Below are 19,374 nucleotides of genomic sequence, written 5' to 3' on the forward strand. Positions count from 1 at the left end.
GAGCTTCCACTATGCAATTCCCAGAATCCTGGTTGCGCAGCTTCTGCAACCCTCCCCTGAGCACGGCCGAGTTGGCCGACACCTTGACCATGGCCGGTCTGGAAGTCGAAGAACTGCGCCCCGTGGCACCGCCGTTCAGTGGCGTGGTGGTGGGAGAGATCAAGGAGGCGGTGCAGCACCCGGATGCCGACCGCCTGCGTGTGTGCCAGGTGGATGTGGGGCAGGGCGCACTGCTCAACATCGTGTGTGGTGCGCCCAATGCCCGTGTGGGCATCAAGGTGCCTTGCGCCGTCGTGGGGGCCAGCTTGCCTCCGGGTGCCGACGGCAAGCCCTTTGCCATCAAGGTGGGCAAGCTGCGCGGCGTCGAAAGCCACGGCATGCTGTGCTCAGCGCGCGAACTGGGGCTGTCGGAAGACCACGGCGGACTGCTGGAGCTCGATGCTCGGTTGCCCGTGGGGCAGAGCGTGCGTGAAGCCCTCTTGCTCGACGATACGCTGTTCACGCTCAAGCTCACGCCCAACCTGGCCCACTGCCTGAGTGTGTACGGCATTGCACGCGAACTTTCGGCGTTGACCGGCGCGCCCTTGCAGCACCCCGCGTTTGCCGCCAATACGGTGGGGCATTCAGATCGTCTGCCGGTGCGCATCAGCGCGCCCGACCTGTGCGGGCGGTTCTCAGGGCGCATCGTGCGCAACGTCAACACGGCAGCCCCAACACCGCAGTGGATGGTGGACCGCCTGGCACGCTGCGGTCAGCGCAGCGTCTCCCCCCTGGTCGATATCTCCAACTATGTGATGTTCGAGCTGGGGCGCCCCTCGCACATCTTCGATCTGGACAAGATCCACGGTGGTCTGGATGTTCGCTGGGCGCGCGAAGGCGAGTCGCTCAAGCTCTTGAACGGAAACACAGTCGCACTCGATGGCAGCGTCGGCGTGATCGCCGACGACCATCAGGTGGAGTCGCTGGCTGGCATCATGGGCGGCGACGCCACAGCGGTGTCTGACGACACCCGCCACATCTACATCGAGGCCGCCTTCTGGTGGCCACGCGCAGTGGCCGGCCGCTCGCGCCGTTTCAATTTTTCGACCGATGCGGGGCACCGCTTCGAGCGTGGTGTGGACCCGGAGCTCACCGTTGAGCACATCGAGCGCATCACCCAATTGGTGCTCGAGATCTGCGGTACGCCAGACACCAGCTGCGGTCCGATCGACGACCACCGGGTGAATATGCCGACACCGCAGCCGGTGACGCTGCGCGTGGCCCGTGCCGCCAAGGTGATCGGTATGCCGTTGTCGGCCGAGCGTTGCAGCCAGGCGCTGGAGCGCTTGGGGCTGGCCCCGGCGCCCGCAGGGGAGGGTGTTCTGGCCGTCACGCCGCCGAGCTACCGTTTCGACTTGCAGATCGAGGAAGACTTGATCGAGGAAGTGGCGCGCATGGTGGGCTACAACCAGCTGCCCACCACCCCGCCGCTGGCCCCCATCACGCCCAAGCTCGCGCGCGAGGCCTCGCGCAGCGCGTTCGCCGTGCGCCGCCTGCTGGCCCAACTGGGCTATCAGGAGACCATCAACTTCAGTTTTGTGGAAGAGCGCTGGGAGCGCGAACTGGCGGGTAACGCCGAGCCGATTCGGCTGCTCAATCCCATAGCCAGCCAGATGAGCGTGATGCGCTCGAGCCTTCTGGGTTCGCTGCTGCAGGTGCTCAAGTTCAATACCGACCGTCGCGCGGACCGCGTGCGTGTGTTCGAAGTGGGCCGTGTGTTCCTGCGCAACCCGGCGGCCGTTGGCAGCGACAGTACGGTCGAGGGTTTTGACCAGCCGATGCGCGTGGCCGGGCTGGCCTATGGGGGCGCATCCAGTCTGCAGTGGGGTATCAAAGACGCTGGCGTGGACTTCTTCGACGTCAAGGGGGATGTGGAGGCCTTGCTCGCGCCCTTGCCAGTGCGCTTTGAGGCGGCCGAGCACCCGGCGCTGCACCCAGGCCGCTGCGCGCAGGTCGTGTTCGACGGACAGGTGATCGGTCATCTGGGCGAGCTGCACCCGCGCTGGCGGCAGGCGTGGGATCTGGCCCATGCGCCGGTCCTGTTCGAGCTGGACCTGGCCGCCGTGCTGCGCCGTACGGTGCCGGTGTTCGCGCCGGTGAGCAAGCACCAGCCCGTGCAGCGCGATCTGGCCGTTGTGGTGGCCGAGTCGGTGACGTACGGGCAGGTGGTGGCGGCTGTCGAATCGGCGCTGGATCGGCAATTGCTCAAATCCGTGGTGCTGTTCGACGTATTCCGTCCCAAGCCGGTGCGGGCTGGCGAAGCGCCGGCAGTCTCAGGCGGCATCGCGCCGGGTGAAAAGAGCTTGGCCCTGCGGCTGACCCTGGGCCGCGACGATGCCACCCTGACCGATGCCGAAATCGAAGCCGCCTGCCAGGCCGCGCTGCAGGCTCTGCAGCACCAGGTGGCGGCACGCCTGCGGGCATAAGCACGCCGAGAACGACGAAGGAGGGGATATGGAATTTGCAGTGGAAAGCCTGGAAACGCCCGCACTCACCAAAGCCCAGCTGGCCGACTTGCTGTTCGACCAGATCGGTTTGAACAAGCGCGAATCCAAGGACATGGTGGACGCCTTCTTTGACCTCGTTTCGCAGCGTCTCGTAGAAGGGCAGGACGTCAAACTTTCGGGTTTTGGCAATTTCCAGATCCGGACCAAAGCTCCGCGTCCCGGCCGCAATCCGCGCACCGGCGAGGCGATCCCGATCCAGGCCCGCCGTGTGGTGACCTTCCACGCCAGCAGCAAACTCAAGGAGCAGATCCAGCAGTCCGCGCCGACCGCTGCGTCGGGCACGGCGCGCGTCGATTTGTGACGCAGTTGCATCTTTCTGCGCTGCGTGGACTCCTTGGACTGGTCGTGGCGCACTGACTGCAGTACGCTTGCACCTCTTTGCGTTGCGACGTCTTTCCCTTGGGCATCATGGGCACCGTGCTTCCTCCGATACCAGCCAAACGCTACTTCACCATCGGTGAGGTGGCCGATCTGTGCGGCGTGAAGCCGCATGTTCTGCGCTACTGGGAGCAGGAGTTCACCCAGCTGCGGCCCATGAAGCGCCGCGGAAATCGCCGGTACTACCAGCACCACGAAGTGCTCATGATCCGGCGCATACGGGATCTGCTGTACGACCAGGGGTTCACCATCAGCGGTGCGCGCAACCGTCTCCAGGAGTGGGTGCAGTCCGGGCGTTCCCTGGCCGACTTCGATGCGAGCGTTCAGGTGGTGGGGAGCGCGCTGCCCACCGTCGAGCCAATCACACCGACGCAGCCGCTCGAAGGCGTGGGTGATATGCAACCTCCGGTCGCCGTGCCTGAGCGTCTTTGGACGCAAGACGAGGTGCGTCGCGAACTGCTCGAAATCCGCTCGCTTTTGTCGGTGGCCTGATTTACTTGGTATATAATCTAAGTCTTGTCGGCGTGTAGCGCAGCCTGGTAGCGCACTTGCATGGGGTGCAAGGGGTCGCGAGTTCGAATCCCGCCACGCCGACCATTCATATGAAAGCCCGGTTCCGAAAGGAACCGGGCTTTTGCGTTTGCGGGAGCTGATCGGCCTGCTTGGTCAGAAAATGCTTGGTCGTCTCCCCAGATCTGTACAGGGCCTTGCCACCTGCACCATCGTGGGGTGCGCACATGCATGTGCAAGCCCCTCGGCACACAGCTTCGGATTCCAGGCACTCTGCCTGCCCCGATCAGCGCATCACCAGCCTCGCGTCAGGAGTAGATTGCTATAAAAATCATAGCTGCTCGTGCTGATCTTTAGGGCACGAGCAGCCAAAGCGGTCTCAAGGCGTCTGTGTACCGATCTTGGGGCTGATCGGGGGCTGGGTGGGCTGGGATGGCGCCGACGGTTCAAATCCGAGTGCGCGCAGCTCTTCTTCAGTGACTTCGATCTCCACCATCTCGGGCTGCCGGGGCTCAATGGTCGTGCGTCGCTCGTTGGAGCCCGGCGGCCCCAATTCGGCTTGGCGACGGTCTTGGCCGCTGCGGCGGTCCTGGGCTTTTTTCAAGGTCATGGCAGCGCTTCCAACGCTTATGCAGGGGCTTGAATATAGCAATGCGCAGCCATCTCGGATGGCGCGACTTGAAAGGGCTGTGCCGCACCTGCGAGCCGGGTAGACGGCTGGCCGTAAGCGTGCAGCTTTTTTTGCATCTGCCCGCTGTGCACCGCGGTGCAGCGCGCGGGCACTGTGGCTGTGTACGGCCGCGCCCGCTGGGACGGCACCGCGATGGTGCTTCAGGCCTCATGACTGCAGGCCCACTTCTTGCTGGCATCTGCAGGTGCGCCCTGCTTCACGGACTGTTGGTGTTTTCCCTGTATAGACAGGTATGGCTGACTGGCCATGATGGCAGGGTCTTCATGTGGTCGTTTTTACCGAGAGAGGAGTTCCCGATGGTGCGTTTCTGGAAGCAAGGGGCGGCTGCGGCCGCTGTGGTGGCGGGCCTGCTGGGGGGCATGGGGAATGCCTTCGCGCAGGAGACCAAGATCGTGCTCGGCATGTCGGGCTGGACCGGTTTTGCGCCGCTCACGCTGGCCGACAAGGCGGGCATCTTCAAAAGGCACGGCCTGGATGTCGAGATCAAGATGATTCCGCAGAAAGACCGGCACCTGGCGTTGGCGTCCAAGTCCATCCAGTGCGCGGCCACCACGGTGGAAACGCATGTGGCCTGGAACACGAACGGAGTGCCCATCGTGCAAATCTTCCAGATGGACAAGTCCTTCGGGGCCGATGGCATGGCCGTGCGCGGCAATATCAACAGCTTTGCCGACCTCAAGGGCAAGACCATTGGCGTCGATGCGCCCGGCACGGCGCCGTACTTTGGCCTGGCCTGGATGCTGAGCAAAAACGGCATGAGCATGAAAGACGTGAAGACCGTCACACTCTCGCCGCAAGCCGCTGCCCAGGCCTTTGTGGCGGGCCAGAACGATGCGGCCATGACCTATGAGCCCTACCTGTCCACCGTGCGCGAGAACCCCTCGGCCGGCAAGATTCTGGCGACCACGCTCGACTACCCGATGGTGATGGACACCGTGGGCTGCGACCCGGCCTGGCTCAAGGCCAATCCCAAGGCCGCACAGGCGCTGACCAACGCCTACTTTGCGGCGCTCGAGATGATCAAGGCCGAGCCCGCCAAGTCGCACGAGATCATGGGTGCGGCCGTGAAGCAGACGGGCGAGCAGTTTGCGAAATCGGCGTCCTTCCTGCGCTGGCAGGACAAGGCGGCCAACCAGAAGTTCTTTGCGGGCGAACTGCAGTCCTTCATGAAGGAGGCCAGTGCCATCTTGCTGGAGGCCGGCGTGATCCGCAAAGCGCCTGAGGACTTCTCGGCCATGTTCGACGCCAGCTTCATCAAGTGATGAGCATGCGCACGGTGCCTTCCACTCCGGCGGCCCAGGCCGCCGTGCCGGTGGCCGCCACGCCTGCGGCGCGGCGGCGCTCGCTGGCGCCGCTCGAGCCCGTCAGCGCCCGCGCGCGCTGGCTGCTTGGGCTGGCGTTCTTCGTGCTGTTCTTTGCCGTGTGGGCGGCCTTCACGCTGGGCGGCTACGTGTCGCCCACGTTCCTCGCAAGTCCCGTCACCATGGTGCGCGAGGGCTGGGCCTTGTTTGCCGAGTACGGCTTCATCAAGGACATCGGCATGACCGTGTGGCGGGTGCTGGGGGGCTTTGTGCTGGCCGCCATCATCGCGGTGCCTTTGGGCATTGCGATGGGTGCTTACAAGGGCATCGAGGCCTTTTTCGAGCCCTTCATCTCGTTTTGCCGCTACCTGCCGGCCTCGGCCTTCATCCCGCTGCTGATCTTGTGGGCGGGCATTGGCGAGGCGCAGAAGATCCTCGTGATCTTCATCGGCTCGGTGTTCCAGATCGTGCTGATGGTGGCCGTCACGGTGGGCAGCGCGCGGCGCGACCTGGTGGAGGCCGCGTACACGCTGGGCGCGGGCCACCGCGGCATCGTCACGCGGGTGCTGATTCCGGGCGCTGCGCCCGAGATCGCCGAAACCCTGCGGCTGGTGCTGGGCTGGGCCTGGACGTACGTGATCGTGGCCGAGCTCATTGGCTCTTCGAGCGGCATCGGCCACATGATCACCGACAGCCAGGCGCTGCTGAACACGGGTCAGATCATCTTCGGCATCATCGTCATCGGCCTTATCGGTCTGGTGTCGGACTTCGCCTTCAAGGCGGCCAACCGCCGCATCTTCGCCTGGAGCTATCTGCGATGAGCCATGTTTCGATTGAAGGGGTCTCGCGGGTGTTCGACACCGGCCGGGGCCAGCGCACGCAGGCCCTGTTGCCGGTGGACTTCAAGGTGCGCGACAACGATTTCGTGACCATCCTCGGTCCCTCGGGTTGCGGCAAATCGACGCTGCTGCGCATCGTGGCGGGGCTGGACCAGGCCAGCACGGGGCGTGTGCTGCTCGACGGTGCGCCGGTGGATGGCCCCGGGGCCGACCGCGGCATGGTGTTCCAGAGCTACACGCTCTTTCCCTGGCTGACCATCGAGCAGAACATCCGCTTCGGTCTGCGCGAGCGGGGCATGCCTGAGGCGCAACAGAAGGAGCGCGCGGCCTACTTCATCGCCAAGGTGGGGCTGCGCGGCTTTGAGCAGCATTACCCCAAGCAGCTGTCGGGTGGCATGCAGCAGCGCACGGCCATTGCGCGCGCGCTGGCCAACGACCCCAAGATCCTGCTGATGGACGAGCCGTTTGGCGCACTCGACAACCAGACGCGTGTGCTCATGCAGGAGCTGCTGCTCAGCATCTGGGAGGCCGAGCGCAAGACGGTGCTGTTCGTCACGCACGACATCGACGAAGCCATCTTCATGGCCAACCGCGTGGCGGTGTTCAGCGCGCGGCCCGGGCGCATCAAAACCGAACTCGCGGTCGATCTGCCGCACCCGCGGCACTACACCGTCAAGACCACGCCTGCATTCATGGAGCTCAAGGCCCGGCTGACCGAAGAGATCCGCGCCGAGTCCATGGCCGCTGACGCGCACTGAGGCAAGATCGCCGCATGCCCCGATCCTCTGCCCCTAAGACCGCACGGCCTGCCCGCAAAGCCGTGCCTGCCACGCCCGCTGCACGCAAGCCGGTTGCGGCCGCTGCAAGCCCTGCGCGCCGCGCTGCGTCAGCGCCCCGGCGCGAGGGCGCATCCCCCGCCCAACCCATGGCCGGCGCGCCTGCAGCAGCGCTGTACCAGCAGCTCAAGGATTTTGTGGTGCGCAAGATCCAGGAGGGCGTGTGGCAGCCCGGCGACCGCCTGCCGTCTGAGAGCGAACTGGTCACGCAGTTCGGCATGTCGCGCATGACCGTGAACCGCGCGCTGCGCGAACTGTCGGAGCAAGGCCGCATCGTGCGTGTGGCCGGCGTGGGCAGCTTTGTGGCCGAAGACAAGCCCCAGTCCACGCTGCTGCAGATCGCCAACCTGGCCAGCGAAATCCGCCAGCGCGGGCACGACTACCGCTGCGACGTGCTGGTGGTCGAGCGCGTGTCGGCCGCGCTGGAAGTGGCCGCGGCGCTGGATGTGCGCACCGGCGACTCGGTGTTCCACACCCTGTGCGTGCACCGCGAAGACGGCGTGCCCGTGCAGCTCGAAGACCGCTACGTGAACCCGGCCATGGTGCCGCAGTTCGGTGCGCAGGATTTTGCGCAGCTGCAGCCCTCGGAGTACCTGGTGCGCAACGTGCCGTTCGACCAGATCGAGCATGTGGTGGACGCTGTGATGCCCACACCCGAACAGGCCGCACTGCTGGAAATGCCCGTGGGCGAGCCCTGCCTGCTGCTCACGCGGCGCACGTGGTCGCGTGGCGCGGTGATCACGCTGGTGCGCTGCCTGCACCCGGCCACGCGTTACCGGCTGGGCAGCCGCTTTCGCGCCGACGGGCACCCGCTCAACGGCTGAACGGCCGCTGCGGGCCCGGCCCGATTGCATGGTTTTGCGCTGCGTGATACGCTTGTATGAGCTTGTATATACAGGACTGATTCATGACCCTGGCCACCCCTGAAATCCAGCGCCCCGCCGCCGTGGGCGCTACCGCCGACACGGCCACAGCGTTGGTGCTGCAGCCCGGCCACGTGACGCTTGCGCAGCTGCGCCGTATTGCCGCTGGAGGCGTGCGCCTGCAGCTCGATGCCTCGGCGCAGGATGCGCTGCTGCAGTCGCAGGCCGTGGTGCAGCGCATCGTGGACGAAGACCAGGTGGTCTATGGCATCAACACCGGCTTTGGCAAGCTCGCGAGCACCAAGATCGCGCACGACCGGCTGGCCGAACTGCAGCGTAATCTGGTGCTGTCGCACAGCGTGGGCACGGGCGACCCGCTGCCCGACGCCGTAGTGCGCCTGGTGCTGGCCACCAAGGCTGTGAGCCTGGCGCGCGGCCATTCGGGCGTGCGGCCCGCGCTGGTGGATGCGCTGATCGCGCTGGCCAATGCCGAAGTGCTGCCCGTGATCCCGGCCAAGGGCTCGGTGGGCGCCTCGGGCGACCTCGCGCCGCTGGCGCACCTGGCCTGCGTGCTGATTGGCGAAGGCCAGGCCAAGGTGCAAGGCCGGGTGGTGAGTGGCCGCGAGGCCATGGCCGCTGTGGGCCTTGCGCCCTTCGTGCTCGGGCCCAAAGAAGGGCTGGCGCTGCTCAATGGCACGCAGGTGTCCACCGCGCTGGCGCTGGCCGGGCTGTTCGGGGCCGAGGACGTGTTTGCCGCCGCGCTGGTGTCGGGCGCGCTGTCGCTCGAAGCCATCAAGGGCTCGGTCAAGCCGTTTGACGCGCGCATCCACGAGGCCCGCGGCCAGCCCGGGCAGATCGCCGTGGCCGCGGCCGTGCGGGCTTTGCTCGAGGGCAGCGAGATCGACCCTTCGCACCCGCACTGCGGCCGCGTGCAAGACCCGTATTCCATCCGCTGCATTCCGCAGGTGATGGGCGCGTGCCTGGACAACCTGCACCACGCCGCCCGCGTGCTGCGCATTGAAGCCAACGCCGCGTCGGACAACCCGCTGGTGTTCACCGACACGGGCGAAGTGATCTCGGGCGGCAACTTCCACGCCGAGCCCATGGCCTTTGCGGCCGACATCATTGCGCTGGCCGTGGCCGAGATCGGCGCCATCACCGAACGTCGCCTGGCCCTGCTGCTCGACCCCGGCCTGTCGGGCCTGCCGCCATTTTTGGTGCGCGACAGCGGCGTGAACTCGGGCTTCATGATTGCGCAGGTGACGGCCGCCGCCCTGGCCGCCGAAAACCAGTGCCACGCACACCCCAGCAGCGTGACCAGCCTGCCCACGTCGGCCAACCAGGAAGACCATGTCTCCATGGCCACGCACGGCGCGCGCCGCCTGGCGGACATGGTGCGCAACACGGCGGTCATTGTGGGCATTGAGGCCATGGCCGCCGCACAGGGGCTGGAGTTTGACCGCCGCCCCGATGCCGTTGCACCGGGCCGCTGGCTGCCCAGCTCGCCGCTGATGGAGGCGCAGTTTGCCGCCATCCGCACGCGCGTGGCGTTTCTGGAGCAGGACCGCTACCTCGCGCCCGACATCGAGGCCATGCGCCTGTGGGCCCAGCAGGCCGACTGGCCTGCACCGCTGCTGGCCTGCCTGCCCAGCCACGCGCCCCGCGCCTGACTTGTTTTGTCGTCCCCCGTCCACCGATTTCACGTCCGGAGAGCCCCATGAACGCCAACGACGCCATCCTCCACGCCGCCCAGGCCACCGCCGCTGCGGCCGACCCGCGCCATGACCCCACCCGCGTGGTGCGCGCCCCGCGCGGCAGCCAGCTCACCTGCAAGAACTGGCTCATCGAAGCGGCCTACCGCATGATCCAGAACAACCTCGACCCCGAGGTGGCCGAGCGCCCGCAAGACCTGGTGGTGTACGGCGGCATTGGCCGCGCGGCGCGCAACTGGGAATGCTTTGACCAGATCCTCGCCTCGCTCAAGGATCTGAATGAGGACGAGTCGCTGCTCATCCAGTCGGGCAAGCCCGTGGGCGTGTTCAAGACCCACGCCAACGCCCCGCGCGTGCTGCTGGCCAACAGCAACCTGGTGCCCAAGTGGGCCACGTGGGAGCACTTCAGCGAGCTGGACCGCAAGGGCCTGTTCATGTATGGCCAGATGACGGCGGGCAGCTGGATCTACATCGGCACGCAGGGCATCGTGCAGGGCACCTACGAGACCTTTGCCGAAGCCGCGCGCCAGCACTTCGGCGGCTCGCTCGCGGGCCGTTGGATTCTGACGGCCGGCCTGGGCGGCATGGGCGGCGCGCAGCCGCTGGCCGCCACCTTTGCGGGCGCGGTGTCGCTCAACATCGAATGCCAGCAAAGCAGCATCGACTTCCGCCTGCGCACGCGCTATGTGGACAAGCAGGCGCGCGACATCGACCACGCGTTTGAACTCATCCAGCAGCACACGGCGGCCCAAGAGGCGGTGTCGATTGCGCTGCTGGGCAACGCCGCCGAGATCCTGCCCGAGCTGGTGCGCCGTGCCAAGGCCGGTGGCTTGAAGCCCGACCTGGTGACCGACCAGACCTCGGCCCACGACCTGGTCCACGGCTACCTGCCCGCAGGCTGGACGGTGGCGCAGTGGCGCGCGGCCCAGCAAGACCCGGCGCAGCACGCTGCTCTCAAAAAGGCCGCGGCCCAGTCGTGTGCGGCCCATGTGCGCGCCATGCTCGACTTCCAGCACATGGGCATCCCGGTGGTGGACTATGGCAACAACATCCGCCAGGTGGCGTTTGACGAAGGCGTGAAGGACGCGTTTGACTTCCCCGGCTTTGTGCCCGCCTACATCCGCCCGCTGTTCTGCGAGGGCAAGGGCCCGTTCCGCTGGGTGGCGCTGTCGGGCGATCCGGAAGACATCCGCAAGACCGACGCCAAGATCAAGGAACTGTTCCCCGAGAACAAGCACGTGCACCGCTGGCTGGATATGGCGGGCGAGCGCATCGCCTTCCAGGGCCTGCCCGCACGCATCTGCTGGCTGGGCCTGGGCGAGCGCCACATCGCGGGCCTGGCCTTCAACGAGATGGTGAAGAACGGCGAGCTCAAAGCCCCCATCGTGATCGGCCGCGACCACCTGGACACCGGTAGCGTGGCCAGCCCCAACCGCGAGACCGAAGGCATGCAGGACGGCACCGACGCCGTGAGCGACTGGCCGTTGCTCAACGCGCTGCTCAACACCGCGGGCGGTGCCACCTGGGTCAGCCTGCACCACGGCGGTGGCGTGGGCATGGGCTACTCGCAGCATTCGGGCATGGTCATCGTGGCCGATGGCACCGACGCTGCGGCCGAGCGCCTGGCGCGCGTGCTGGTGAACGACTGCGGCAGCGGCGTGATGCGCCATGCCGATGCGGGCTATGCCCTGGCGGTGGAAACGGCCCAGAAGCAGGGCCTGAAGCTGCCCATGGTGCCGGGCGCCCACGGGGTGCGCTGATGCCAAGCTCCGCCCGCCAGGCCGAGCCGCCTGCACACGCCGCAGGCGGCAGCATGCCCGCTGCGGACGCGGCCGCCGCTGCGCTGCCGCAGGCCGGCGGGCTGCAGTGGTTCGACCTGCGCACCGTGCCCGCCACGCCCTGGAAGAATGGCGGCGGCAGCACGCGCGAGCTGGTCTGCTGGCCGCCCGGCGCGGGCACCGACGCCTTCGGCTGGCGCGTGAGCGTGGCGCGCATTGCCACGCCCGGGCCGTTTTCGCAGTTTGCGGGGGTGGACCGGCAGATCATGCTGCTCGATGGCGACGGCGTGACCCTGCACAGCGAGGACGCAGCCCTGCAACACCGCCTGCAGCAGCGGTGGCAGCCCTGGGGTTTTGCAGGCGAGCAAGCGCTCGATTGCCGCCTGATCGGCGGGCCCTCCACCGACTTCAACCTGATGCTGCGCCGCGGCCACTGGCAGGGCGCCATGCGGGTGCTGCATGAGGCCTGCACCGTGGGCGCGGCCGGTGCCGGGCTCTGCCTGGTGCTGCAGGGCCAGTGGGCCGTGCTGGGCGGCGACAGGGCCCGCGTGCTGCACGCAGGCCAGGGCCTGTGGTGGCCCGCGCCGCCCGGCGCGCGGGTGCTGCAGCCACTGCACCCCCTGTCGCCCGAGATGGCGGCCGCACAACCGTTTGCGCCCGACGCGCGGCCCGCGCTGGTGTGGGTGGATGTGCAGCCAGTCCGTTCTTAGCCAGAATGGCTGCCTGTGCTGAATAATCAAGCACAAGCAGCTATCAAAAATATAGCATCAGGTGCCATGAACGATTCCCGTGTTGACCCCGATCCCGTGAGTGCCGATGGCCTGTGGCACGGCCTGGTGCCAGTGCCGGGCCTCGTGGCGCCCGATGTGCCGCTGCCGCCCGGTGCGCCGCTCAGCATCGCCGTACAGCAGGGCCAGATCCGCTGGGTGGGGCCGGATGCTGCCGTGCCCGCGGCCTGGCAGGCGCTGCCGCGCCGGCAGGGGGCGGGGCGGCTGCTCACGCCCGGGCTGGTGGATTGCCACACGCACCTCGTCTACGGAGGACAGCGTGCCAACGAGTTCGCCATGCGCCTGGCCGGTGCCACCTACGAAGAAGTCGCCAAGGCCGGGGGCGGCATTGTGTCGTCGGTCCAAGCCACGCGGGCGGCCACCGAAGACGAACTCTTTGCCCAAGCCGCCCCGCGCCTGCAGGCGCTGCTGGCCGAGGGCGTGTGCGCCATCGAGATCAAGTCGGGCTATGGTCTGGCGCTGGAGCATGAGCGCAAGCAACTGCGCGTGGCCCGCCGCCTGGGCGAAGCCTTTGGCGTCACGGTGCGCACCACCTTTTTGGGCGCGCACGCGCTGCCGCCCGAGTACGCAGGCCGCAGCCAGGACTACATCGACCTCGTCTGCCACGCGATGCTGCCCGCGCTGGCCGCCGAGGGGCTGGTGGATGCGGTCGATGTGTTCTGCGAACGCATCGCCTTCACGCTGGCCGAGACGGAGCAGGTGTTCCAGGCCGCGCAGAAGCTCGGCCTTCCGGTCAAGCTGCATGCCGAGCAGTTGTCGGACATGGGCGGCGCGGCGCTGGCAGCGCGTTACGGCGCGCTGTCGTGCGACCACATCGAGCACCTGTCGGCAGAGGGCATTGCGGCCATGCAAGCCGCAGGCACCGTGGCCGTGCTGCTGCCCGGCGCCTACTACACGCTGCGCGACACGCACCTGCCGCCCATCCAGGCGCTGCGCGATGCGGGTGTGCCCATGGCGGTGTCGACCGACCACAACCCGGGCACCTCGCCCGCCCTGAGCCTGCTGCTCATGGCCAACATGGCCTGCACGCTGTTCCGGCTGACGGTGCCCGAGGCGCTGGCGGGCATCACCCTGCACGCCGCGCGCGCGCTGCGCCTGCAGGATTCGCACGGCCTCGTTGCGTCGGGCCGGCCCGCAAACTTTGTGCTGTGGCCGGTGGCCGATGCGGCCGAGCTGGCCTACTGGTTCGGCCACAAGCCCGCCTGCACCATCGTGCGCCAGGGCCGCGTGTACGGAGCCCCGGCATGAACCAGATCTTTGCGGCCGATGCGCTGCTGCCCACCGGCTGGGCGCGCAATGTGCTGGTGGCCTGGGATGGGGCAGGGCGCATCACCCAGGTCACCCCCGATGCTGTCACCCCTGCTGGCGTGGCCACCGCTGCAGGCCCGCTGCTGCCCGGCATGCCCAACCTGCACTCGCACGCCTTCCAGCGCGCGTTTGCGGGCCTGACGGAATACCGCGGCCAGGCGCACGACAGCTTCTGGAGCTGGCGCAACCTGATGTACCGCTTTGCCCAGCGCACCACGCCCGAATCGCTGGAGGCCATTGCCACCTGGCTCTACATAGAGATGCTGGAGGCCGGCTACACCAGCGTGTGCGAATTCCATTACGTGCACCACGACACCGACGGCCGCCCCTATGCCGACGACGCCACCTTGTCGCTGGCCCTGCTGCGCGCCGCGCAGACAGCGGGTATGGGTATCACGCTGCTGCCGGTGCTCTACCAGACCAGCGGCTTTGGCGCGAAGCCGCCCCGGGCCGACCAGGCGCGCTTCATCCGCAGCACCGACAACATGCTCTCATTATTAGAGCGGCTCACGCCCGCTGCACAAGCACAAGCGGCGGTTTTGGGCCTGGCTCCGCATTCGCTGCGCGCCGTGCCGCCTGACAGCCTGCATGCCGCCGTGCAGGGGCTTGCGGCGCTCCATCCGCAGGCGCCCATCCACATCCACATTGCCGAGCAGACGCAGGAGGTGGAGGACTGCATCGCCTGGAGCGGCCAGCGCCCCGTGCAGTGGCTGCTGAACCATGCGCCGGTGGATGCGCGCTGGTGCCTGGTGCACGCCACGCACATGACAGCGGACGAATACGCAGGCGCGGCGCGCACCGGCGCGGTGGCCGGCATCTGCCCCACCACCGAAGCCAATCTGGGCGACGGCGTCTTCGACATGCCCCTGTGGCTGCAGCACGGCGGGCGCTGGGGCGTGGGCTCTGACAGCCATGCCTGCGTGAACGCGGCCGAGGAATTGCTGATGCTCGAATACGGCCAGCGGCTCGCGCGCCGCCAGCGCAACGTGCTCGCGTCCGACGCGCAGGCCGAGGTGGCCACCGCCATGACGCTGCAAGCCGTGCAGGGCGGGGCGCAGGCCGCGGGCCGCCTGCCGCCGGGCGGCACCGCAGGCATCGCCGTGGGCCAGGCAGCCGATTGGGTGGTGCTCGATGCGCAGCACCTGGCGTTGCAGGGCCTGCCAGCACCGGCGATGCTGTCGGCCCATGTGTTTGCCAGCCACCGCACGTCGGCCATCGACAGCGTGTGGGTGGGCGGGCAGCGCCGCGTGGCCCAGGGCCGCCATGCGCTGCACGATGCCGCCGCCGCAGCCTTTGTGGCGGCCCGTTCCACGACGGTGGCTGCTGCTTGAGGGTTTGATTCTCCGTACCGGGTCTGTATGTCTGAAACCGCACCGCCTCCCTTTGTCTTCCACCAGGGCACCGCGCCTCTGTTGGTCTCCATGCCCCACGCGGGCACCTACGTGCCGCCCGCGCTCGCCGCGCGCTTCACGGCCGAGGCACGCCAGGTGCCCGACACCGACTGGCACATGGAACGCCTGTACGCGTTTGCCAGGGAGATGGGCGCGTCCCTGCTCGTGGCCACGCATTCGCGCTACGTGGTAGACCTGAACCGCCCGCCCGATGGCGCAAGCCTCTATCCCGGCCAGAGCGTGACGGGCCTGTGCCCTGTGGACACCTTCGACGACACGCCGATCTATGCCGCAGGCGATGTGCCCGATGACGCCGAAATCGCCGCCCGGCGCGACGCCGTCTGGGCCCCCTACCACGCGCAGCTGCGTGCCGAGCTGGACCGCATCCGCGCGCAGCATGGCGTGGCCGTGCTGTGGGACGCGCATTCCATCCGCTCGGTGCTGCCGCGCTTTTTTGCGGGCAAGCTGCCCGACCTGAACCTGGGCACGGCCGACGGCGCGAGCTGCGACCCGGCGCTGGCCCAGGCGCTGCTGCATATCGCCCAGGGCGCTGAAGGCTACACGGCCGTGCTCAATGGTCGCTTCAAGGGCGGCTACATCACCCGCCACTATGGCCAGCCCGGGCAGGGCGTGCACGCGGTACAGCTGGAGATGACGCAGTGCAGCTACATGCAGGAGTCGCTGCCGTTTGACTACCAGCCTGCGCTGGCCGAGCGTGTGCAGCCCGTGCTGCAGCGGCTTTTGGCACAGGCGCTGGCGTTTGCGGGCAGCGCAGGCTAGAGCCGCCGCACACCCTGTTCGCCCGGTTTGCCCCACGGGCACCGCGTTGGGGCGCAGCGGTTACCATGTGCCTTCACGTCCGCTGTGCCTTGTGCAGCGCCCGCCGCAGCCCCCGTGGCCGCGGCCCCAGTCGCTGCACCGCACCATGTCCGATTCCGACCACTTCCACATGCCGCTGTTCCGGCCCGGCACCGCCGTGGCCTGGCACGGCCAGCCCGAAACCGTGAGCCATGTGATCCTGCGCCGCGGTGGCTTGTTTGTGTACCTGGTCGGGCATGAGGCCCCTGTGGCCGCCGAGCGGCTCGCGCTCACGCCCTCGCGTTTCACCGCGCTGCGGGTGGAGTGAACCTGCAGGCCTGCGCGCCCGGCACCATCCGGGTGCCTGCAAAGGTGCAGGTGCCGGTCAGACTGCTGCGCTGCCCGCCAGCAGCGGCCAGCTGGCCATGGCCTCGCCCATGCGGATTGCGCGGGCCGGGGCCCAGTCGGGGTTGAAGCGCATGGGCCCGCGCGGCCACAGCATGACCACGGTGGAGCCCAGCAGAAAGCGCCCCATCTCGTCGCCCTTTTGCAGCTGCACCTGGCCCGGGGCGTAGTCCCATTGGCGAACCTGCCCGGTGCGCGGCGGGTTCACCTGGCCGTGCCACACCGTGGCCATGCTGCCCACGATGGTGGCGCCCACCAGCACCAGCACGAACGGGCCGCGCTCGGTGTCGAAGTGGCACACCACACGCTCGTTGCGCGCAAACAGGCCGGGCACACCGCGCGCGGTGGTCGGGTTCACCGAGAACAGGTCGCCCGGCACGTACACCATGCGGCGCAGCGTGCCTGCGCAGGGCATGTGGATGCGGTGGTAGTCGCGCGGGCTCAGGTACAGCGTGGCGAAGTGGCCGCCCTCGTAGGCGCGTGCCGCCTCGGCATCGCCCGCCAGCAGGGCCGTGGTGCTGTAGCGGTGGCCCTTGGCCTGGAAGATCTGGTCGTGCTCGATGGGGCCGAACTGGCTGATCGCGCCGTCCACCGGGCACAGCAGGTCGGCCTGCGCCAGCGGGCGGACACCCGGCCGCAGGGCGCGCGTGAAGAAGTCGTTGAAGCTGGCGTAAGCCGCAAAGTCCGGGTTGGCGGCTTCGCTCATGTCCACGCCGTAACGGGCCGCAAAGCGCCGGATGGCGGCGGTGGTCAGGCTGCCATGCCGGCCCGAAGCCAGCCGACCGGCCAGGGTGGTGAGAGCGCGCTTGGGGAGCAGGTACTGGGGCAGGACGGACAGGCGATCGGACACAGGGGCTCCCCGTAGGATGCGGAAGCCGCGCATTCTACTGACCGCCCCGGGCCGCCTGCCGGGGGCGATCGGGTGCGGCGCAGGTGGCACGCCTTGTGCTGCACGGTGGCAACGCCCGCCCGCGCGCCACATCCAACCGGCCGCGCAGCGTGCGCTACGCTGTGCAGCGGCTGGAGGGGTCTTGCCGAAAGGGTGGTGGCAGTGGTGGTGAGGTGGTTGCGACGTACGCTGCCGTGGCTGCGGCGGTTCTGGCCTGCCCCGCTGGGCATTGATGGGGCCGAGCGGCTGCGCTTTGCCGCCGGCGCAGGCCTGGGCCTGCTGCTCACGGTGGGCCTGATGTGGTGGGCCGCCGGGCCCACGCCCGCGGGCCCCTGGGTGGCCGCGTCGTTGGGCGCCAGTGCGGTGCTGGTGTTTGGCATGCCGTCGAGTCCGTTGGCCCAGCCGTGGCCGGTGCTGGCGGGCAGCCTGCTGTCGGCCGCCATCGGCCTGCTGTGCGGCCACTGGGTGGGGCCTCCGCCGCTGGCCGCTGCGCTGGCGGTGATGCTGGCCGTGGCCTGCATGGTGCCGCTGCGCTGTCTGCACCCGCCGGGCGGCGCGATGGCGCTGTCGGCCGCGCTGTGGCCCCCGGCCGACGCGGGCTGGCTGTTGTTCCCGGTGGCCACGGGGCTGGTGCTGCTGGTGCTGCTGGCCATGGCCTACAACCCGCTCACGGGCCGGGCGTACCCGCGCCGCCTGGCGGCCGAGCCGGGCAGCCCGGGGCCTGTGGGGCAGTTCACGGCCTCCGACATCGACACCGCGCTGGCCCGCTACAACCAGGTGCTGGACGTGAGCCGCGCCGATCTGGAGGGCCTGCTCCAGTGGGCGGGCCGCGCGGCCTTCCGGCGCACGCTGGGCGAGGTGCGCTGCGCCGACATCATGTCGCGCCCGGTGATCACGGCCGCGCCCGACACGCCCCTGCGCGACGCCTGGGAGCAGCTGCGCACGGCGGGCATCAAGGCGCTGCCGGTGGTCGATGCCGAAGGCCGCGCGCTGGGCATCATCACCGCAGCCGACATGGCACGCGCCACACCGCCCGAACTGCCCGAGAGCCTGGGGCAGCGCCTGCGTTCGCTGGTGCGCGGGCGGCCGGGGGGCCCGCAGTGCGTGGCCGAGGCCATGGCCCAGCCGGTGCAGACGGCGCGCGACGACCAGCATGCGATGGACCTGATGCCCCTGTTCTCGCACGGCGGCCACCACCACCTGCCAATCGTCGATGGCGAGGGGGTGGTGGTGGGCATCCTCACGCAGACCGACCTGATGCGCGTGCTGGCCCGCCTGCTGCCGCCCGACCTGGACGCGCCGCCCGCAGACTGAGACCTGCGCACTCAGGATGCGACGGCCATGGCGGCTGCGACCACCGTGCCCGCCACGGCCGCGGGGTGCCTGTGTGCAGATGTATCGGAGCGCATCGCTGCTCCAGGCTGTTTGCTATGCATTTGATAGCTGCTCGTACTTGATTTTGAAGCACGAGGGGCCGATTTGACCTTGAAGTGCTGCAGCGCTGCCGGTGCCGCAGCGCCCGCTATCATCCGCCCCATGCGCACCCGTCTGCCGGGCCTGGACTGGCCGCAACGCTTGGGCACCACGCTGTGGGGCTGGGCCGTGGCGTGGGGGCGCATCCTGCACCTGGGCGCGGTCATGCTGGTGCTGCTGCTGTCGCCGTCGAGCTACGGCCGCCCCATGCGCCGCCGCCTGGCCTGGCACCTGGTGGCCACGGCGCTGCCCGGGCTGCCCGGGTTCGCGGTGCTGGCGGCGCTTATCAGCCTGGTGCTCACGCGCATCGTGGTGGTCACGGCCGACAGCTACGGGCTGTCGCGCTACGCACTCGAAATGGTCATCCGCGTGCTGGTGATCGAGCTCATCCCGCTCACGGCGGCGCTGTTCGTCGCCATGCGCAGCACCATTCCGGCGGGCACGCAACTGGCCAGCCTGCGCGCCACCGGCCACCTGGACGCACTGCGCGAGCGCGGGGCCGACGTGCTGCGGCTCGAAGTGCTGCCGCGCGTGGTGGCGGGCATCTTCGCGTGCTGCCTGCTCGCGGCCGTGAGCGGCGTGGTCGCGCTGGTGCTGGCCTATCTGGGCGTGTACGGCTTCACACTGGCCGGGTTGCCAGGCTACACACGCATGTTCGGCCAGGTGTTCACGCCGCCGGCCACGCTGCTGCTGGTGGGCAAGACGCTGGCCTTCAGCCTGGCCGTGGCGCTTACCCCCGTGGCCACCGCACTCGATGCGCGCCGGCCCGGCCATCCGGGTTGGGAGCTGGGCGGGCTGGCGCGCATGTTTGCCGTGCTACTGCTCATCGAACTGGCCTCGCTGGTGGGCCACTACATCTGATGTTTGC

General features: G+C 68.5%; 17 protein-coding genes, 1 tRNA gene and 1 pseudogene. 17 read left to right on the forward strand and 2 right to left on the reverse strand.

All coding sequences use genetic code 11. The features are described from left to right. Window positions 1-11 precede the first annotated feature (11 nt). The 4 genes and pseudogenes from pheT (at window position 12) to ABD866_RS03680 (ending at window position 3,521) form a co-directional block, all read left to right on the forward strand. Window positions 12-2,465 carry a phenylalanine--tRNA ligase subunit beta gene (pheT, locus tag ABD866_RS03665; RefSeq protein ID WP_345061255.1) on the forward strand — a complete coding sequence of 818 codons (2,454 nt, stop codon included), beginning with the start codon at window positions 12-14 and terminating at the stop codon, window positions 2,463-2,465. Between the two features lie 16 nt (window positions 2,466-2,481). Further along, window positions 2,482-2,847 (forward strand): annotated as a pseudogene (locus ABD866_RS03670) (integration host factor subunit alpha); the annotation flags it as partial. A gap of 107 nt (window positions 2,848-2,954) precedes the next feature. Continuing rightward, on the forward strand, window positions 2,955-3,416 hold the full coding sequence (locus ABD866_RS03675; protein ID WP_345061257.1) for a MerR family transcriptional regulator: 462 nt from the start codon (window positions 2,955-2,957) through the stop codon (window positions 3,414-3,416). Window positions 3,417-3,444: 28 nt separating this feature from the next. Beyond that, a tRNA-Pro gene (locus ABD866_RS03680) sits at window positions 3,445-3,521 on the forward strand. Between the two features lie 292 nt (window positions 3,522-3,813). Here ABD866_RS03680 and ABD866_RS03685 read toward each other — a convergent pair. Then, window positions 3,814-4,044, reverse strand: a complete 231-nt coding sequence (locus ABD866_RS03685; protein WP_345061259.1) for a hypothetical protein — start codon at window positions 4,042-4,044, stop codon at window positions 3,814-3,816. Window positions 4,045-4,484: 440 nt separating this feature from the next. Between ABD866_RS03685 and ABD866_RS03690 the strand changes: the two genes are divergently transcribed. The 11 genes from ABD866_RS03690 to ABD866_RS03740 all read left to right on the forward strand — a co-directional run bounded on the left by ABD866_RS03690 (window position 4,485) and on the right by ABD866_RS03740 (window position 16,067). Beyond that, entirely contained in the window at window positions 4,485-5,387 is a 903-nt protein-coding gene (locus tag ABD866_RS03690) for an ABC transporter substrate-binding protein (RefSeq protein ID WP_345062469.1), read from the forward strand. 5 nt (window positions 5,388-5,392) lie between these two features. Beyond that, window positions 5,393-6,247 (forward strand): ABC transporter permease, encoded by an 855-nt coding sequence (locus tag ABD866_RS03695; RefSeq protein ID WP_425549548.1) that lies wholly within the window; start codon window positions 5,393-5,395, stop codon window positions 6,245-6,247. Then, a complete protein-coding gene (locus ABD866_RS03700; RefSeq protein ID WP_345061263.1) occupies window positions 6,244-7,023 on the forward strand; it encodes an ABC transporter ATP-binding protein in 780 nt (259 codons plus the stop codon). Before ABD866_RS03695 ends, ABD866_RS03700 begins: the two co-directional genes overlap by 4 nt. Before the next feature lie 167 nt (window positions 7,024-7,190). Continuing rightward, window positions 7,191-7,925, forward strand: coding sequence for a histidine utilization transcriptional repressor HutC (gene hutC, locus ABD866_RS03705; protein WP_345061265.1), 735 nt, complete (start codon window positions 7,191-7,193; stop codon window positions 7,923-7,925). A gap of 83 nt (window positions 7,926-8,008) precedes the next feature. Then, window positions 8,009-9,634 (forward strand): histidine ammonia-lyase, encoded by a 1,626-nt coding sequence (gene hutH / locus ABD866_RS03710; protein ID WP_345061267.1) that lies wholly within the window; start codon window positions 8,009-8,011, stop codon window positions 9,632-9,634. Window positions 9,635-9,681: 47 nt separating this feature from the next. After that, window positions 9,682-11,436: a urocanate hydratase gene (gene hutU / locus ABD866_RS03715; protein ID WP_345061269.1), complete on the forward strand. Its 1,755-nt coding sequence runs from the start codon at window positions 9,682-9,684 to the stop codon at window positions 11,434-11,436. Window positions 11,437-11,537: 101 nt separating this feature from the next. Continuing rightward, window positions 11,538-12,164 carry a HutD/Ves family protein gene (locus ABD866_RS03720; RefSeq protein WP_345062471.1) on the forward strand — a complete coding sequence of 209 codons (627 nt, stop codon included), beginning with the start codon at window positions 11,538-11,540 and terminating at the stop codon, window positions 12,162-12,164. Between the two features lie 66 nt (window positions 12,165-12,230). Then, window positions 12,231-13,490 (forward strand): imidazolonepropionase, encoded by a 1,260-nt coding sequence (hutI, locus tag ABD866_RS03725; protein ID WP_345061271.1) that lies wholly within the window; start codon window positions 12,231-12,233, stop codon window positions 13,488-13,490. Continuing rightward, entirely contained in the window at window positions 13,487-14,881 is a 1,395-nt protein-coding gene (locus ABD866_RS03730; RefSeq protein WP_345061273.1) for a formimidoylglutamate deiminase, read from the forward strand. The genes hutI and ABD866_RS03730 overlap by 4 nt, the downstream gene beginning before the upstream one ends. A gap of 27 nt (window positions 14,882-14,908) precedes the next feature. Then, window positions 14,909-15,721 (forward strand): N-formylglutamate deformylase, encoded by an 813-nt coding sequence (hutG, locus tag ABD866_RS03735; RefSeq protein ID WP_345061275.1) that lies wholly within the window; start codon window positions 14,909-14,911, stop codon window positions 15,719-15,721. Window positions 15,722-15,866: 145 nt separating this feature from the next. Then, window positions 15,867-16,067, forward strand: a complete 201-nt coding sequence (locus tag ABD866_RS03740) for a hypothetical protein (protein ID WP_345061277.1) — start codon at window positions 15,867-15,869, stop codon at window positions 16,065-16,067. Between the two features lie 57 nt (window positions 16,068-16,124). On the opposite strand, the gene asd is transcribed toward ABD866_RS03740, so the two are convergent. Next, window positions 16,125-16,994: an archaetidylserine decarboxylase gene (asd, locus tag ABD866_RS03745; protein WP_345061279.1), complete on the reverse strand. Its 870-nt coding sequence runs from the start codon at window positions 16,992-16,994 to the stop codon at window positions 16,125-16,127. 207 nt (window positions 16,995-17,201) lie between these two features. Here asd and ABD866_RS03750 point away from each other — a divergent pair, with 207 nt between their 5' ends. Both ABD866_RS03750 and ABD866_RS03755 read left to right on the forward strand, forming a co-directional pair. Beyond that, window positions 17,202-18,347, forward strand: coding sequence for an HPP family protein (locus ABD866_RS03750; RefSeq protein WP_425549540.1), 1,146 nt, complete (start codon window positions 17,202-17,204; stop codon window positions 18,345-18,347). 222 nt (window positions 18,348-18,569) lie between these two features. Continuing rightward, window positions 18,570-19,367: an MlaE family ABC transporter permease gene (locus tag ABD866_RS03755; protein ID WP_345061283.1), complete on the forward strand. Its 798-nt coding sequence runs from the start codon at window positions 18,570-18,572 to the stop codon at window positions 19,365-19,367. Window positions 19,368-19,374 lie beyond the last annotated feature (7 nt).

Origin of the sequence: Acidovorax lacteus, from assembly GCF_039540375.1 — a bacterium.
Classification (GTDB): Bacteria; Pseudomonadota; Gammaproteobacteria; order Burkholderiales; family Burkholderiaceae_C; genus Acidovorax_G; species Acidovorax_G lacteus.